The sequence below is a fragment of the Prevotella sp. BV3P1 genome (genome assembly GCF_000479005.1).
Classification (GTDB): domain Bacteria; phylum Bacteroidota; class Bacteroidia; order Bacteroidales; family Bacteroidaceae; genus Prevotella.
The window spans coordinates 1-17,375 of sequence record NZ_AWXC01000026.1 but is presented as its reverse complement, the minus strand read 5'-3'; the positions used below and the strand labels follow the sequence as shown (position 1 = coordinate 17,375).

Sequence of the window (17,375 nt, the reverse complement as noted above, 5' to 3'; positions counted from 1 at the left end):
CCTAGTTTTACTTATTTCAAAAATACGACTCGAGAATACGGAAGAATCGTGCATAATATGGTTGTAAAATTATAAAGTTTTGTTAAAATCACCCCCCCGAAAAGTTAATTATATATAATTTATACAAACGTACACATAAGAACACGTCATTCACATGGGTGGTTTTGTGAAATGGGACGAAACAAAAAACTATCAGCAAACAGGGATAAGAGGCAATAAAAACAATTATACCAGCGTTGTCATATCATATATATAAATGTAGACATCGCACATGCACAATCGATATCATCTCACTTTGCTCATCCTCATCACCCTGCTGCTGACCGGCTGTGGTGCGGAACGGAACATGAAGAAGGGCGAACAGTTTCTGGCCATTGGCGAGTATCACGACGCAGCCAACCAGTTCAAGATGGCCTATCGCAAGACACCGCCCAAGGAAAGAGAAGCCCGTGGCCAGCGTGCCAAGCGAATGGCCCTGTGCTATGACCGGCTGAACGCCACGCCACAGGCCATCGCCGCCTACCGCAACGTCATCAGATACCGGCAAGACGACATCATGACGCACCTGGCGCTGGCCCGGCAACTGCTCCGGCACGGCGACTACAAGCAAGCGGCCGACGAATATCAGTTGGTACTCGACTCGATGCCCGACCATGAGCTGGCCCGCACAGGACTGCTCTCGGCACAGCGTGCCAGTGGATGGAAGGAGGCGGGCAGCCGGTACACGGTGAAGAAGATGTACGTGCTGAACTCGCGACGCGCCGACTATTCGCCCATGCTCCTGGGCGACGACCACGACCAACTGTACTTCACCTCGACCCGCAACGAGGCCACAGGTAACGAGTTGAGCGGCATCACGGGGTGCAAGCCCGCCGATATTTTTGTATCTGTCAAGGACGATAAAGGCAACTGGGGCAAGCCCGAGCCCGTGCAAGGCGGACTGAACACCGATGCCGAGGAGGGTGCGTGTGCCTTCAGTCCCGATGGGCGGGAGATGTACCTCACCCAATGTGTGACCGACGCCACCAACCCCCGCTATGCCAAGATCGTAAAATCCAGTAGGGCGGACGCGGCGTGGGGAAAGGCCAACGAACTGGAAATCACGCGCGACACGCTCTCGAGCTACGCTCATCCGGCCATCTCGCCCGACGGACAGTGGCTCTACTTCGTCTCGGACATGCCAGGCGGAATGGGCGGAATGGACATCTGGCGCGTACGCATCACACCGGCCGGACTGGGTGGTGTGGAGAACCTCGGGGCACCCATCAACACGCCGGGCAACGAGATGTTCCCTACTTTCCGACCCAATGGCGACCTGTATTTCTCAAGCGACGGCCATCCAGGATTAGGCGGACTGGACATTTACATCGCCCTGCCCAACACCACCGCCGAGCAACTGGGGCGGCAAGATTCAACGAAGCAGGGAGAGGCATCGGCCTATCGCCTATTCCACCCCGGTTATCCTCTTAACTCGCAGGGCGACGACTTCGGCATGACGTTCGAGGGGGCGTACAACCGAGGATTCTTCTCATCCAACCGAGGCGACGCACGGGGCTGGGATCACATCTACTGGTTTGAGAATCCGGAGATTGTACAAACCATCAAGGGATGGGTGTACGAGATGGATGGCTACGAACTGCCGGCTGCACAGGTGCGCATCGTGGGCAGCGACGGCACCAACAAGACACTGAGCGTGACCAGCGAGGGGTCGTTTACCTACGTCATCAAGCCCGATGTCGACTATCTGCTGTTGGCCACATGCAAGGGATTCTTGAACCATACCGAAGAATTGCGCGTGGGCAAGGTGGACGAATCGAAAGAATACACCCTGCAATTCCCGCTGGCCTCCATCACCGTTCCGGTGTTGATAGACAATATCTTCTACGATTTTGACAAGGCCACCCTGCGTCCCGAGTCCAAACAGGCGCTCGATGAGTTGGTAAAGCTGCTCAACGAAAATGGCAACGTGACCATCGAGCTGAGCGCGCACTGCGACTACAAAGGTTCGAAGGAATACAACAAGCAGTTGGCGCAGCGGCGCGCCGAGTCGGTGGTGCAATACCTCATTGCAGGGGGCATCGCCAAAGACCGCCTATCGCCCGTGGGCTATGGGAAAGAGAAGCCGAAGATGGTTCGCAAGAAGCTGACCGAGCGTTACCCCTGGCTGAAAGAAGACGACGTGCTGACAGAAGCGTTCATCAAGAAGTTGCCCCCCGAAAAACAAGAGATATGCAACCAACTGAACCGCCGCACGGAGTTCAAGGTGCTGCGCACCACCTACGGTTTGTTTGACGAAAAGGGCAACCTGAAAGTGAAGCCCAAGTCACAGAGCCGCGACAACAAGGGGGATGACGGAGGGTTTTTTATTGAGTTTGAGTAGTTGCAACAACGAATTTAAGTAGTTTTTAACAACGAATTAAACAAAAGAAACGAAATTGATGTTTGAGGGACAATGAACGCAAGCGTTCAACGAATGAACTACGAATTGTATTTGAGTAGTAGCAACTACGAATGACACGAATGACACGAATTTGTTGGTTTGCGTTCCTGTACTGCAATTTCATTCGTGTAATTCGTAGTTAACTACACGATTCGTGGCCACATCAGTTGTTGGACTCCACCGCCTGATAAGCACCGAGGAACACAAAGGTGAGGACAGTGAGATAAACCATGATGGGCGTTTGTACCCCAATTTCTATGGAAGCTATCCAACCATTGATGTCGCCCATGAAATTGCCGAACACCATGCGCAGCTGGTTCAGTGCGTTGCTCACCAGCAGGAAGACCACGCCCAAGAGGCAACAGAAGACCACCCAAATACGATTGAGGTTGACCAACCGGCGTGGCAGCTTCCGCATCACCTGTTGGGTAAAACCATTGTCGGCGAGTTCGAAAGTATGTTGTGCAAAGAACTGTTTGAGCAGTTCGTCATCCTTATTTTCCATCATAACCATTTTGTTTTAAATAAGTTGTTAGTTTACCCTTGCCCCTGAACAAGTGCGATTTCACCGTTCCTTCCGCCAGTCCCGTGATGTCGGCAATCTTGTCGATGGGCTGTCCCTCCATGAGCTGCAGGGTTACGCAGAGTCGCTCGGTGGGCGTGAGGACGTCCAGGGCATCATACAAGTCCATCTTCAGCTGACTGTCGCCTACCATAGCGTGGCGTGCGGCAACGGCTGGCGAATCCAGTCCTTCGGTCATCTTACGCTGTCGCGTATAGTCATAGAACACGTTGTAAGCGATGCGGTAGAGCCAGGTAGAGAATTTCGACTGTCCCCTGTACTGAGCCAACTTGGTGTAAGCCTTGACGAAAGTGTCTTGCGCCAAATCGTCACTCAGCGGTTCATCGCCTAAGGTCTGGCTCAAGAAGAAACGCCGAATGGGCGACTGATACCTCACCACCAGCTGGTCGAAGGCCCGCTTGTTGTGAGAAACAGTCACCTGTCGCACAAGGGTTAAATCGTCGAGGGTATTCACGCTATTTCAATTCATCGTGATTTTTGACAGAGGTCTTCGCCATGACGAGCTGCCCGATGCCCAGACAGACAATCAATCCACCAATACCGATGAGCGTTTCTGATCCCCAGATACCGAACATCACCATAAGTCCCACGCCGATGGCGACATGGCGGATGCCCGTCTTCCACAGATATTCAGAACTCTGTTTGTCAACCCGCATAAACTCTTCGGGAATAGGTTGCCCGTTCTCCATGGCCTTTTCGGCCAACGCCACCTTGTCGTTGTGTCGCTTGATGATATGGCGGAACACCATGATGACCACAATGATGGGCAACAGAATGAAGAACAACACACTGAATATCACCACGATGGCGATGGCCTTGGCCCCGAAGGAGCCGCCAAAGTTTCTCAACCAGGAGGGAAATCCTTCGACAACAAAGTCGGAGTCTGCGTCATCCCAGTAGGCGTCGTCATCAGCAGCGGCATTGTACCCCGAATCTTCCGCCATCGAATCAGCGGGAGCGGATGCCACGGAGGTGGTATCCGAATAGGCCTCAACACCCTGGTTGAGCGAGTCGACCGACGTTGTTACACCCGTTACGGGCTGATGGTGACGATGATGCCCTTGAGCCGTGGCACCGTTGATGCCTATGGCCAGCAACATCAAACATGCTAAAAGATACTGTTTCATATTTTCAATCCTTATTTTTTAATTTTCTGTTTGTTGGACGCAACAGCTGTGCTTTTAGTTGCAAAGAAACAAAATTTTTTCTACATTTGCACGAAACAAACAAACCAATGCATCTTCCCGAAGCATTTGAAACCTACACCCGCACCCTAATGGGCAACCACTTGTACGATGACCTCGTGCAAGCCTTGCAAGACGAACCCGCGGCTTGCATCCGACTGAACCACCAGAAATGTCCATCGGCACAGGTTGCCGTGCCCCATGTCCGAGTGCCTTGGTGCGACCAGGGCTATCGCTTGGCATGCCGACCCGCGTTCACCTTCGACCCACTGCTGCATGCTGGTGCCTACTATGTGCAGGAACCCTCGTCGATGTTCTTGTCGGCCGTGCTCAGACAATACGTTCGAGAACCGGTCAAGATGCTGGATCTATGTGCCGCTCCGGGCGGAAAGTCAACACTGGCTCGTGCGGAACTGCCCGAGGGAAGTGTGTTGATGTGCAACGAACCGGTGAGAAACCGTGCGCAGGTGCTGGCGGAAAACGTGCAGAAATGGGGACATCCTGACGTGATTGTCACCAACAATTATCCGGCTGATTACCGCAAGGCTGGGTTACGATTTGACGTGATTCTTTGCGACGCACCTTGCTCTGGCGAGGGCATGTTTCGCAAAAACAGCAACGCCATTGACGAATGGAGCGAGCAAAATGTGGAGAACTGCGCTCGCCTGCAACGCGACATCGTGGCTGATGCCTGGGAATGCCTCGAGGCGGGCGGACTGATGATTTATTCTACCTGCACCTTCAACGCCAAAGAGAATGAGGAAAACGTGGCGTGGATATGTAGTGAATTGGGGGCTAAAACCTTATCTATTGACACGGAAACTCATTGGGTTATTGCTCCAACTCCATTGCATTTAGAAACCCAGGGCAACAGCCCCATCGGCGATTCGCCTCATCTCGCTGAGCCACTGCACGTTTACCGCTTCATTCCCGGTTATCAAAACGCCCAGGGAAAGCAAATGGGCGAAGGCCTGTTTATGGCGGTGCTGCGAAAAGATGGGGAGAGAAAGCCCGAGAAGCCTTTGAAGCAGCAACCGAGCATGAGAGGAGCCAAAGGCAAAGAGGCGAAAAGTGGCAGCGGCAAAGACAACAATATGGTTCGTGAATGGCTGCTGCAACCCGACTCTTTCTGCTATATATATAAAGGTGACGAGCTGCTGGCCATGCGACAACCGCTGGTTGGACTGTACGAAAAGGCTGCCGGTGAACTGCGCGTGTTGTCTGCCGGCATCTGTCTGGGTCAGCAGAAGGGCAAGAATTGGATTCCCAGTGAGTCGCTCGCTCTGTCTACCTGTCTCAATCCAGCGGCCTTTCCGAAGGTGGAACTCAGTCATGCTGAGGCCCTGAACTATCTGCGAAATCAGGCCATCGTCCTGCCGGCAGACACCCCGCGGGGCTTCATCCTCGTGACGTACCGAGGTCTGCCTCTGGGCTTCATGAAGAACATCGGCAACCGAGCCAACAACCTCTACCCCAACGAATGGCGCATCAAGAGCCAGTACGACCCCGGGGAAGAGCCACACATCATTGACATTGAATAAAACAAACGAACTATGCAACAATATTTAGACCTGCTACATCGCATCCTCGAAGAAGGAAAGGTGAAGACAGACCGCACCGGAACTGGCACGAAGAGCGTTTTCGGCCACCAGATGAGGTTCAACCTGGAGGACGGATTCCCCCTGCTGACCACGAAGAAACTGCACCTGAAGTCAATCATCTACGAACTGCTGTGGTTTCTCAAGGGAGACACCAACGTGAAATATCTGCAAGAACATGGCGTGCGCATTTGGAACGAGTGGGCGGACGAGAACGGCGACCTGGGCCCCGTGTACGGGCATCAGTGGCGTTCGTGGCCCGACCACTGCGGCGGCACCATCGACCAGATACAAAACGTCATCGACCTGATTAAGCATCATCCCGACAGCCGCAGAATGCTGGTCACCGCCTGGAACCCCGCCGACATCGGCGAGATGGCGCTACCGCCCTGCCACTGTCTGTTCCAGTTCTATGTGGCCGACGGGCGTTTGTCGCTGCAATTGTATCAACGCAGCGCCGACACATTCTTGGGCGTGCCGTTCAACATCGCCTCGTATGCCCTGCTGCTACAGATGATGGCACAGGTCACAGGACTGAAAGCGGGTGATTTCATCCACACCACAGGCGACACGCACCTGTACCTGAACCACATCGAGCAGGCTAAGTTACAACTCACCCGCACGCCTCGTAAGCTGCCGCAGATGAAGTTGAATCCAAACGTGAAGAGTCTTTTCGACTTTAGATACGAAGACTTTGAACTCCTCAATTACGATCCCTGGCCCCACATCAAGGCAGAGGTGGCAGTGTGAGAGATTTAGTTGACGAGTTCACGAGTTGACGAGTTCACAAGTTGATAGCTTATATAGTTTATATAGTTGACAAGTTTACGAGTTGACGAGTTCACAAGTTGATAGTTTATATAGTTGACAAGTTCACAAGTTCACGAGTTGACTAGTTGATGGCTTGTCTAACCACTCCCCTCCCTTTTGGGGAGGGGTAAGGGGGAGAGGCCAAAAGTTCAAAGTAACCGGCTAACCACTCCCCTCCCTTTTGGGGAGGGGTAAGGGGGAGAGGCCGCTTTTAAAAGTAAATAAAATGTTGATCACCATCATCGCAGCCGTGGCGCGCAATCGTGCCATCGGCTATCAGAACAAATTGTTATATTGGTTGCCCAACGACCTGAAACGGTTCAAGGCACTCACCACCGGACACACCATCATCATGGGGCGGCGCACCTTCGAGTCGTTGCCCAAAGGCGCATTGCCCAACCGGCGCAACATCGTGCTGAGTCGTACGCAAACCCATTTTGACGGTTGCGATAGCTTCGCATCGCTCGACGAAGCGCTGGCTCACTGCGCTGCCGACGAGGACATCTACATAATCGGCGGCGCCCATGTCTACCAACAAGCCATCGAGCGGGCGGACCGACTGTGCCTCACCGAGATAGACGACGTGCCGGAACAGGCAGACGTGTTCTTTCCTCCTTATGACGACTGGCACGAGATTTCACGCGAGGAACATGGCACCGACGAGCGCCATGCCCACCGCTACGCCTTCGTCGACTATGTGAAAAACAAGTAGGGACGTGACTTATCACGCCCCTACCTTTTTTATTTTTCGTTCTCAACGGAACGTGAAAAATCACGCCCCACGCATAAACGCCGCTATTCAAATGGCACTACGTCAGCCGTGGTCTTATTGCCGACGATGAGATGATTCATGTTATATCGGATGGTAACCCGCAAGTTTTTCTTATCAAGCTCAAAAGCGTCCATGCCCTGCTCATGCGGTATGAAGGCCGGCACATGCGCTTTGATGTAAGGAGCGGCCGCAGGATTGGCTTTGGCCTCCACCTCGCTGATGGGTAAGCGGATGCCCAAATCGTTCATGCGCCGTCCCTCAGCGATGAAAATTTCCTGGCGCATCAGGTAAATCAGCTCGAGCAGCGCGTCGTGACTTTGACACTGGTCGATCATCTCTGCCGTCACCGACGTACCTGAAACCGTGGGCACGCTCACCACTTGCGGCTTCTTCCGGCTCAACACCAACCCCTTGCGATAAGGTTCACCTGGCGATGCGGCAACAGTGTAGGCAGCTCCGTCGGGATATTCCTTGATGCCTCCCACGGCACGTGTCTTGGCCCAATCTTTCACATCGTGCCGCACGGGGCGCGACTTAACCAGACCAAGCAGTTGTTTGAGTTGCGCCTTGCACTTGTCCGTTTCTTTCTTGGCCAGCAAGGCTTCGGCCATGATGAGGTGGTTCTCCTCGGCCTTGGCAATGCAGATGGGACTTTCATAAGTGGACGTGAGCTGCACATATTTGGGATTGAGAAAGTTAAGACGCGGCAATGGTTGATACAGGGCTTTCCAGATGTCATCCTGCATCGCGTTGAACACACTGTTTGAGCCATCAAACTGCACCTGCCACAGCAGATTGTCGCACAGCTTCAACGCCTTGCCGCTCTCCTCCAACGCCTCGTCTACCTTGCCCAGGCGGTAATAGGCGCGTGCCTTGAGTGTATGAACAAAGGACCGAAGCGTGTCGTTTTCAGCATATTTCTCACTTTCTCCCAGCGATTGCAGCGCCAGTTGCAACAGCTCTTGCCAGGTCTTCACCGCACCTCGTTCGCTCACCGGCAGGCCCATGAAGTTCTCGCCGCCGAGCAAGAAGCCGTATGCCTTGATGGTATGAAGTTTGAACAGCTGTGCCTTCGTGACGTTCTTGTCATACTTACTCACCTTGTCAAAGGCGAAATCGGCCGTGGCGCGCAACTGCTGCACAGCTCGCTCCAAGCCATTCACATCGGGATCGTTGTACAATATTCTCGGCTCGTCAAAGAGCTTGCTCTCGCGCGTGTAGTTGTTGAAATAGTTGTCAGAGATGATTTCGGTCTGCAAGCAGAAGTCACCAACCGTGAGGGCCAGTGTCTTCTCGGCTCCGTTCACCCAGGTGTCCATGGCGTTGCCTCCCTGGAGATAACCATCTTCTGTGACGTTAGGATTCTCGATGTCGCCGGGGGCCACCAAGTCACACGAGGCCAACAGCAACGTTCCCCCGATGATGAGGGTATATGATAGGTTTGATTGCATGATTTTACAAATTGAATTTCAGTGAAAAAACATATTGTCTGGGTAACGAATAGGTGGCATAATTCAGTCCTCCCGATGCCACAGCTCCTTGCGAGTGCGCGCCCGAGATGACCGCTTCGGGGTCTACGGATGCCGCGGTGAAGTTCAGCGGATTGTTGACGCTCATGCTGAACAGCACACTCTTCACCACCGGCTTCGAGCCTTTGAGGTGATAAAGATAGCTCAAGCCAACGTTTCGCACCTTGAAGAAGTCGGCCTTCTCCACAAAATAGTTGGTAAAGTTGAGCCATGCGTCCTTCTGCTTCCTGCCCATGAGTGCCGTCTGGGGCACCACATCGTCCTTCAATCCCTTTTGAAAGCGGAATTGACGGTCGAACGAGTGAACGTAACTACCTGTCTGATAGTCACTACTCATCCACAGACTACAGTTTTTATAGTGAACATCCAACGACACGTTGCCATAGCAGGTGGGGATGGTAGACCCCAAATCTTGCATGCGCAGCACCTCTTTGAGGGTGCCATCGTCATTGAGAACGGCCTTGTTGCCGCGCAAGAAGCCCACGGGCTTGCCCTCCTCCACTGCCGTCTGAATGGTTTCGGGACCAAACCCGCCAATGCTGAACGGCACTGTTCCGCCCGCGCTCAGCACACGGTTGCGGTTGGTGTTGACGGTGGTGCGCAGGGTGGTCTGCCAGTCTTTGGTGCGCACGACGTTGAGAGCAAGCGCCATCTCAACGCCCAGGTTGCTGATTTCGCCAATGTTGGCCAAGTAGCTTGCCGCGCGTCCGGCCGACGGCAAGGTGGGAACCGTGAACAACGCACCCTTGGTAACGGAGTGATAGTAGGTGAATGAGAGCGTGGCGATATCATGCAGGAAAGATGATTCGAAACCCACCTCGAACGAATGTTTCTTCTCGGGTCCCAAGTCGGGATTGCCAAACTGCCCGAACGTGCCAGCCTGCTTGCCTTGATAGCCTGTCACTGAGATGGTGCGCTGATAGGCGAATGGCGGCGGATAGCTGCCCGCGACACCATAGTTGCAGAACACGCGCAGCATGGACAGCATGCCACTGCTGACCAATGGGGCGAGAAATGGCTCGTCACTCATCACGTAGGACAGGCCGAGCTTGGGATAAAACTGCCACTTCACATTGTCGCCAAATGCGGTGTTGTAGTCCACGCGTGCGCCTAAATCAACGTAATATTTATTGAACAGCCCAATGTTGTTCTGCGCGTAAAAGCCGTAGCTGTGCAGGAAGTTGAGCCACTCGTCGGCCTGAACGGTTCCTGCTCCACTCATCACCTTGGCCCCATCGCGCACATTGGTACCGCGATAGATGGCCTGACGGTCATGCGTGTTGAAATATTGGAAACCGGCTGTAAGCACGTTGCTCAAGCGGTTGGCATGGTAAAACTTGTACTGTGCGTTGATGTCGGCGGTGAGTCCGAAGTAATTGCGGTCGAAATTGTTGACACGACCGGCATCCGTCGTACCCACATGCTTCTCACCAATATGAATGAGATACTCGTTGGTCACGATTTCCTTGTTGTTGTTAGCCCGATAGTCTATTCCAAAAACGCCTTTAACGGTGAGTTGGGGCAATGGCTTGTAAAGCAAGGTGTGCGATGTTTGGAAATGCTTAGTCGACTCGCGATAGTGCTGCAAAGCCTCAGCTTTGTCCACAAAGGCACGCATCTTCTCAAACGTTTCACCATCGGCAGCATCGATGTCTGCCGGATATCTCTGTTCATGGCCATTGGCATCGGTGTACTTGAAGCGGCAGGAAGCACTGCCCTCCGTGAACCATAGTCCCGTATAGAAACCCTGATTGCCATTGCGGCTGCGGTTATAATCATCGGCCACAAAGCCAAATGAGTTCTGATACTCCAGCCGGGTAGTCAGCTGTGCGCGCGAACCAAACCGCAGGTCGTACCGCTTATGGGCATTGTTGTTGTGTATCACCACACCCGTGTTTTCCATCATGTTGGCACCCAAGCTATACCCATACTTGCTGTTTCCTCCGGCAAGCGACAGCCGGTAACGCTGTTCGAAACCCGTCTGGTTGAGCAAATCGGCCGTACGGCGGAAGTGATAAAACTGCGTGGTGGCCTTGTCCCATCCCATGTCCACCGAGGCGGAAGCATGAAAACCATCCGAGCTTCCCTTCTTAGTGAAGATTTGTATCACGCCATTGGCCGCGTCAGAACCATAGAGCGTGGTGGCCGCACCACCGCTCACATATTCTATATGGTCGATGTTCTCCATGGAAATATCGCTCAGCGCGCTCGATGCCGCCATCTCACCCATGGGCATGTCGCCAATGGTGTAAGGCTGGGCGCCATAACCTTTCTTGGAATAATTGAGAATGGAACCGGTGTTGAGGTTGTCGGTGCGTACGCCGTCAACATAGATGATGGGAGTGGAATTGGAGAACGCCGAGGACAATCCCCGTGCTTTGATGACAGAGGTGCTGCCGGGTTGCGCCCCAGAGAGTGAAAACTGAACCCCGGGGATGGCGTTGCGCAGCATTTCGTCCATGCGCCCCACGGTTAACTTCTGCAAGTCTTTACCTGAAATCTTGGTGACGTTCGAAGATAACCTGCGCCGTTCAATGGCTCCGCCCTGACCCGTCACCACTACTTCGTCAAGGCTGATGGGCGAGTTAAACCTCATCGTATCTACCATCTCTGCATGCACATTGGCATGATTGTCATCCGTCAGCATCATCGCCCTTGTGTCAGGATTTGCAAATGCGGGCAGGTGGGTCAATGATTGAAAAGCAACCAATGATGTTATCGTCAACAAATTGGCTTCTCTTTTTAAATGAATCATTATGTGTAAAATCTTTTTACATTAAAAACTATAGGCTGCAAAGGTAAAAATATCCTTTAAATCTATCAAAAACTAAAGAGAAATAATATGACAAAAAGAGATTTTTATAAAAAAAGCGAATAACCTTTTGTTAGTATACAAAAAAAGTATACTTTTGCAGTGTCGTCGTTATCAACGAGGCGGCAAACAGGGGTATAGCCCAGATGGTTTAGAGCGCTGCAGTCACATTGCAGAGGTCATCGGTTCGAGCCCGATTATCCCTACCCAACCAAAAAAGGTTCAAGAAAACAAATTTCTGTTTTTCTTGAACCTTTTTTATTTTTCCAGCTACCTGGCTGTCACAGCCTTTCATGAATGTCGTTCGGCGGAGCGTGATGAATCACGCCCCTACCATTTTCATTTCACCATTCTTTTTAAGAAGCCTTAATGCGGAAAGCGTATTACAACTTGATGCTCTTTTTCTTAGCTTTGCTCTCGTTATTCATTCTGTCAAGCGCAGTAACCACGTATCGATATTTGGTTTTGCCATCGACATAAGGCAGTTTATACATCGTTTCCGAAGTGATGGCGACAATCTTAGATGGATCTTCCAAATTGACACGCTCTCCCTTGTTGAAACGGTAAACCACATACTTTGTTGCTACGTCATCCCAATCTTTACCACGAGGTTCTGTCCAAAACAGGATATAGCCGTCACTTGTCCATACGGGCTTTACCTTTCGAGGTTTCTTTGGGCGCTTGCCATCAATAAACGGCATCTCGGGTTGCAAAGCTGGATACTTCCAATAATAGTTGCGAAGAGCCGTTCCGTAGTTGCCTACATTATCCACCACAGCCTTGGCATACCACAAAACAGTACCCTTCACATTCGACATCTGATCGTGCAAACGGAATTTTGCCGGTAGTTGATTGCTATTCGGGTTTTGTAGGTCAGCATACTTCGCTGTACGATCCACACTCTCGCCAATGTATAAAGGTCGGTTACTGGCATAACGGTTCCACCACCTGATGAGCGTGTCATAATCGGCCGTTGGGTGACCGATTTGCCAATATAACTGCGGAACGCAATAATCTACCCAACCCTTGTTTACCCACAACAAGACATCGGCATAAAGATCATCATAATTTTGCAATCCCCGAGTGTTGCTACCAAGTGTTGGATCATTCTTCTTGTTGCGGTAAATACCAAAGGGCGAAACGCCAAATTTCACCCAAGGCTTACGCTGGTGTATCTTTTCTCCCAACTCTTTGATGAACAAGTTGACGTTATAGCGACGCCAGTCATTGACGTTCTTCAATCCATTATTATAGAGTTGGAATTCGCGACCGTCGGGAATGACTTCACCAGGAGCTGGATAAGGATAGAAATAATCGTCGATGTGCAAACCATCCACATCATAGCGACGCACAATATCGTCAACCACCTTATAAATATATTCCCTGTTGGCGGGGTCGCCCGGGTTGAGAATAAACTGTCCGGCATACGAAAATACCTTTCCAGGTTGCTTGATGGCAATATGATTGCCAGCCAGAGCGGAAGTACTCTTGGTCTTGGCACGATAAGGATTAATCCACGCATGCAGTTCCATCCCGCGCTGATGACACTGCTCAATCATCCATTGAAGTGGGTCCCAAAAAGGATAGGGCGCTTGTCCCTGCACGCCTGTCAAGAAGCGACTCCATGGTTCATAACTACTTTGATAGAGCGCATCGCACTCGGCCCTGACTTGGAAGATGATAGCATTGACACCATCCTTCTGCAATTCATCCAGTTGATAACTCAACGTGCGCTGCATGTTGGCTGTCCCCATTCCTTCGAACTGGCCATTTACACACTGTATCCAAGCCCCTCGAAACTCACGTTTTTTCAGATTATCGGCCTTACTTGCCAACAAGTTACTACATACCACGAATAAGAGCAAAAGCCTTATCTTAGTTAAAAATTTATTCATATTTGTTTTCATCTTCTGCAAAGATAGTGCAAGCCGAAGACAGAGAAAGTTTACTTTCTTTGTTGAAGCGAAGCCTATCTTCTGCAAAGTTAGTGCGAGCCGAAGACAGAGAAAGCTTGTTTTCTTTGTTGAGGCGAAGCCTATCTTCTGCAAAGATAGTGGTTGTTGGCTGAACTGCCAAATATATTTTTACGGAAGGAACCTCCAAAACACGGATCTTTCATTAAAAAGCAGTTCGTCGCAAGGGAGAGGTTGTGAGCTGTGGCATTGGAAGGAACAAATACGAAAGTAAGAGATAAAACTCCTGTGAAAAGTGTTTATCTCTTACTCGATGATAGATGATATTTATATTCCTTACTTAATAGCGTCGTATGCCTGAATGGATTGAGTAAATCTGTTCATTACTTCTTCTGCCGTATAAAGTCCATCGGCATTTGCTTTCAAGCCTTTCAGTTGCAAACTGTATACCTCTGGAGGATTTTGTAAGTTTAGCATGGAGAGTCCTCGCAACTGCTGTGGATTTTGGTATACAATATTGATAGCAATAAATTCTTTTCCTGTCTTGTCAACCCATTTCTCAAAAACTAATTTGCTACCAATGGGAGTTTTCTTTTCAATGGCATTTGGCAATTCGTAGTTGTCAATGCCCAATGCAGCACTTACACTGGCAATGTTCGAATCGTGTCCGCATAGGAATGTAAACTTACGACATTTGGCACGTAGTTCGTCATTCATATAGACCAATAAGGGATGAGCTACATTTGCTGCAACGATAGGAGCGGTGAATAATACGTCTCCATACACATCCTTAATCTTGGCTATCTTGGTCCATTCATCTAAGGTTAGCTTTTGTCCAAAGGCTGCCTTTAGCTCATCGGGCTCTTCATAATATTGCAGGATAAGTGCATCTGATGCAGAGTTTGCTAATTTCAGCGATCCGCTCATGCGTGGCTCATCGTAAAGTTTGAATATAATTTGCGTATCGTCATCCTTGAATCCTTTTGTTTCCCCGTTTTTGTATGCGGGCGAATTTTTCAATTCCAACACTTTTGCAGTGATATCGTAGTTCTCTTTCAGCTGTTGGTTTATGCCTTTAATTCCTTTTTTTCCACCCATTGCCTCAATTTGCTTCAGCGCTTCTGCACAAAAGGCATCGCTTACCTTCGTCAGTTGTGGACAGAAGACAGGATCCATTTTACTGGCATCAAACCGATGATTGATTTGAATGTTGGCAATAGGCATAAAGCCCGATGAGAAATACTGTGCGGTAGCAATGGTTCGTTGCATGCTATTGGCATAAAAGTTCACTTCGTCAGTGGTAGGAACGGCATTCTCTTTGAACAAACCTTCACTCACGAGCCATTTCCGGAAATATTGCCCCATCATTGTTTCGAGAGCTCCACCACGCAGCGTAAGTTCGCTTGGTGCAGAACTCCAATCGGTCCATTGGTGTGAGGTAAGTCGGCTAAGCGTACTTCCATTGGTAGAAAGCGGCGAACGGATATTGTGCCGGCTCAAGATGACAACTTCTTGCAGTTTGTAATGTTCCTTAAACTCGTTACTTCTTTGCAGCTGTGCCATGATGACAGAAGGCAGCATGACCAGCAGCATGATAAATGTTGTAATTTTAATTGACTTCATAATAGATATTGGTATTTAGAACAATGAATGATAATAAGCATATTAGAATTTAAACTGTAAACGAGTTTCAATAATTCCCAACTCGTTGTTTTTGGTTTCTGCACAATTTTCTGTTTTGGTATACGATGCTCGCAAACGCCAAATCGTGTTCTTATTGATGTAATAGTTGAATGTGGCTGACCAATCGTTTGAACGTCCACCAAAGATGCCAGCCTTACTATCAGATAAGTCGGTATAGTCATACGCCAAGACCACTTCCGCAGAACCTGCATCAGGAGTATCAATACCGCCCGAGAAGCTTGTGTACTTGTAGTCGTTACCTTTGATGATGCCACGCAAAGAACAATAAGCACCCGAAGCGTGATAAGTATTCAGACTGTTAGAACGAGTTGCTGCAGCATAATAATATTGTGTTTCTATGCCAAGCCTACCGTATGCGGCAACCAATTCGGGGGTGAACTTAAAGAGTGCTTCAGCATCGGTAACGGTTGCCTTTAATGCAGTTACTTTAGCCACGCGTGTAGGCCATGCAGTGGAAAATATGTATGACTTATGTTTCAGTTTTTCGTCAGCATTGTATCGTGGACTGAGATATGCACCCGAAACGCCTACTTGCAATATCTTTCCCGTTTGCGTATATGGACGATATACCAAGCGTGACATAGCCCCGATGGCAGAGTTTCCAATCTTGTCAGAAGAGAGTTTCATCGCTTCCGATTCAGTAAACACACTTGCAGTACCCAAGAATTGGCTGCCATTGTGCACATACATTAAGCCTATCATACGAGGATTGTTAAATACTTCGTTGCTACGTGGCTCTTCCATGGATATTTTGTAGGACGAGCTGGTAGAATATTGTGCGCCAAACTGGTGGATATAATAACCTGCACGCAAAGAGTTTTTGGTGTCAAAATGATGTTCAATAAAAACATCTTTCATGCCCACTTTTCCGTACGCATATCCCACATCTAACTTTGCAGACCACTTTCCCGTCTTTGCCGAGAAGCCTACACGGGCATCGGGGATTGCCATTCCGCTGTTAAAAAGCTCTTTGTCGGTGTTAGCTTTATACATCGCACCGTCGAAAAGAATACGTCCAGAGGGCTTGATGACTAACTTATCGTTATTTTGTGCTTGTGCATTGGCTGCTATGAGCAAGCCTAATGCAAGAGTTGCGATATATTTCATATTGCGTTGTTTTGTTTTTTTTCGTGTTCGTTTCTTGTGTGTATCAATTGGCATTGCGTGTACTCTTGGCTACTTTACCTGCCTTGTTTAATTTCTCAAATTCTGCCTTTGCTTTATCCAGTTGTTTCATAAAATTCTTATTGGCATGTAGTCGAGCCACCACCGCACTTGAAACCAAGCGTGCAGCATCAACATCGCTTTGGAAATGATAACCGCAAATCACACGGCTCTGTCCCATTTCGTAGCCTCGTTTTAATATCTCATTCTGTCTGTCAACGTTTATTTCGGCTAAAACTAATGCCGTTGCCCAACCAATAGCTGTATGCCCTGATGGGTATGAGCCATTAGTAGACAATTCTTCTTGTTGCTCGGGGTTGCAGGTCATCTCTTTATAAAAGGCAAATGGGCGTACACGCATATAGTGTTTTTTTGCTGCACGCGTAGCTAAGTCGCCTGCGTCTTCGCGCATCCCTACAACTAACTTATAAATTTCTGGAGTGTTTTCTTTTGAAATGGCAACACCAAAAGCTTCAGAAAAGGCATTAGGAACGCCATCGCCTCCCACACGTGCATCGGCAACAGCTTGATCGCCACGCGGAGTGTTGCGTTGCAATTTTCCCCATTGATATTGTGCTTCGTCATTCATCCACAATATAGAACCCGGCTGTGGAGGAGCAGGAAGCAGGTCAAGACTATTGGCTACATCACCTTCTTGGAGAAAATACACCTCTGGATGAGTGCGTACGTCTTTTATCTTCTGTTGTGCAAAAGAAGATGAGGCAAACACTGTTAATAATGCTACATAAATAACTTTTTTACAATTCATAATTTTTAGGTTTTTGTTCAGATTTATTTAGTTAAAAATTCTGACGCAAAAGTATGTAGAAAAGTAAATGAAAAAAGTTGCACTCGGTGATTTTGGG

13 protein-coding genes and 1 tRNA gene are annotated in these 17,375 nt (G+C 49.7%); 5 read left to right on the top strand and 9 right to left on the bottom strand.

Features of this window, described 5'->3' with window-relative positions; all coding sequences use genetic code 11:
- The first annotated feature begins 271 nt into the window (after positions 1 to 271).
- Positions 272 to 2,380 (top strand): PorE family type IX secretion system protein, encoded by a 2,109-nt coding sequence (gene porE, locus HMPREF1254_RS05195; protein WP_023057606.1) that lies wholly within the window; start codon positions 272 to 274, stop codon positions 2,378 to 2,380.
- Positions 2,381 to 2,603: 223 nt separating this feature from the next.
- Here the strand turns inward: porE and HMPREF1254_RS05190 are convergent, their stop codons facing one another.
- The 3 genes from HMPREF1254_RS05190 to HMPREF1254_RS05180 are packed head-to-tail and all read right to left on the bottom strand — an operon-like array spanning position 2,604 to position 4,150.
- Positions 2,604 to 2,948: a DUF5056 domain-containing protein gene (locus tag HMPREF1254_RS05190; RefSeq protein WP_196806291.1), complete on the bottom strand. Its 345-nt coding sequence runs from the start codon at positions 2,946 to 2,948 to the stop codon at positions 2,604 to 2,606.
- Positions 2,935 to 3,477 carry an RNA polymerase sigma factor gene (locus HMPREF1254_RS05185; RefSeq protein WP_036879155.1) on the bottom strand — a complete coding sequence of 181 codons (543 nt, stop codon included), beginning with the start codon at positions 3,475 to 3,477 and terminating at the stop codon, positions 2,935 to 2,937. Before HMPREF1254_RS05185 ends, HMPREF1254_RS05190 begins: the two co-directional genes overlap by 14 nt.
- Position 3,478: 1 nt before the next feature.
- The gene (locus HMPREF1254_RS05180) at positions 3,479 to 4,150 is read right to left on the bottom strand and encodes a DUF6249 domain-containing protein (RefSeq protein ID WP_036872654.1); all 672 of its coding nucleotides are present in this window, start codon (positions 4,148 to 4,150) and stop codon (positions 3,479 to 3,481) included.
- Positions 4,151 to 4,257: 107 nt separating this feature from the next.
- Between HMPREF1254_RS05180 and HMPREF1254_RS05175 the strand changes: the two genes are divergently transcribed.
- The 3 genes from HMPREF1254_RS05175 to HMPREF1254_RS05165 all read left to right on the top strand — a co-directional run bounded on the left by HMPREF1254_RS05175 (position 4,258) and on the right by HMPREF1254_RS05165 (position 7,327).
- A complete protein-coding gene (locus HMPREF1254_RS05175; RefSeq protein ID WP_023057613.1) occupies positions 4,258 to 5,748 on the top strand; it encodes a methyltransferase RsmF C-terminal domain-like protein in 1,491 nt (496 codons plus the stop codon).
- A 12-nt stretch (positions 5,749 to 5,760) separates the two neighbouring features.
- Positions 5,761 to 6,555, top strand: a complete 795-nt coding sequence (locus tag HMPREF1254_RS05170; protein ID WP_023057612.1) for a thymidylate synthase — start codon at positions 5,761 to 5,763, stop codon at positions 6,553 to 6,555.
- A gap of 286 nt (positions 6,556 to 6,841) precedes the next feature.
- Positions 6,842 to 7,327, top strand: coding sequence for a dihydrofolate reductase (locus tag HMPREF1254_RS05165; protein WP_036891076.1), 486 nt, complete (start codon positions 6,842 to 6,844; stop codon positions 7,325 to 7,327).
- An 83-nt stretch (positions 7,328 to 7,410) separates the two neighbouring features.
- Here the strand turns inward: HMPREF1254_RS05165 and HMPREF1254_RS05160 are convergent, their stop codons facing one another.
- Complete coding sequence (locus HMPREF1254_RS05160; RefSeq protein WP_023057607.1) at positions 7,411 to 8,838, bottom strand: hypothetical protein; 1,428 nt, start codon at positions 8,836 to 8,838, stop codon at positions 7,411 to 7,413.
- Between the two features lie 4 nt (positions 8,839 to 8,842).
- Positions 8,843 to 11,671, bottom strand: coding sequence for a TonB-dependent receptor domain-containing protein (locus tag HMPREF1254_RS05155; RefSeq protein ID WP_036891074.1), 2,829 nt, complete (start codon positions 11,669 to 11,671; stop codon positions 8,843 to 8,845).
- 188 nt (positions 11,672 to 11,859) lie between these two features.
- Between HMPREF1254_RS05155 and HMPREF1254_RS05150 the strand changes: the two genes are divergently transcribed.
- Positions 11,860 to 11,934 (top strand) — tRNA-Val (locus HMPREF1254_RS05150).
- Positions 11,935 to 12,111: 177 nt separating this feature from the next.
- Here the strand turns inward: HMPREF1254_RS05150 and HMPREF1254_RS05145 are convergent.
- The 4 genes from HMPREF1254_RS05145 to HMPREF1254_RS05125 all read right to left on the bottom strand — a co-directional run bounded on the left by HMPREF1254_RS05145 (position 12,112) and on the right by HMPREF1254_RS05125 (position 17,278).
- Positions 12,112 to 13,623 carry a glycoside hydrolase family 10 protein gene (locus HMPREF1254_RS05145; protein ID WP_036879140.1) on the bottom strand — a complete coding sequence of 504 codons (1,512 nt, stop codon included), beginning with the start codon at positions 13,621 to 13,623 and terminating at the stop codon, positions 12,112 to 12,114.
- Between the two features lie 354 nt (positions 13,624 to 13,977).
- Positions 13,978 to 15,264: a histidine-type phosphatase gene (locus HMPREF1254_RS05135; RefSeq protein ID WP_023057604.1), complete on the bottom strand. Its 1,287-nt coding sequence runs from the start codon at positions 15,262 to 15,264 to the stop codon at positions 13,978 to 13,980.
- 42 nt (positions 15,265 to 15,306) lie between these two features.
- Positions 15,307 to 16,452 carry a porin gene (locus HMPREF1254_RS05130; protein ID WP_023057610.1) on the bottom strand — a complete coding sequence of 382 codons (1,146 nt, stop codon included), beginning with the start codon at positions 16,450 to 16,452 and terminating at the stop codon, positions 15,307 to 15,309.
- Between the two features lie 43 nt (positions 16,453 to 16,495).
- Positions 16,496 to 17,278, bottom strand: coding sequence for an acid phosphatase (locus HMPREF1254_RS05125; protein ID WP_023057611.1), 783 nt, complete (start codon positions 17,276 to 17,278; stop codon positions 16,496 to 16,498).
- Positions 17,279 to 17,375: the final 97 nt, after the last annotated feature.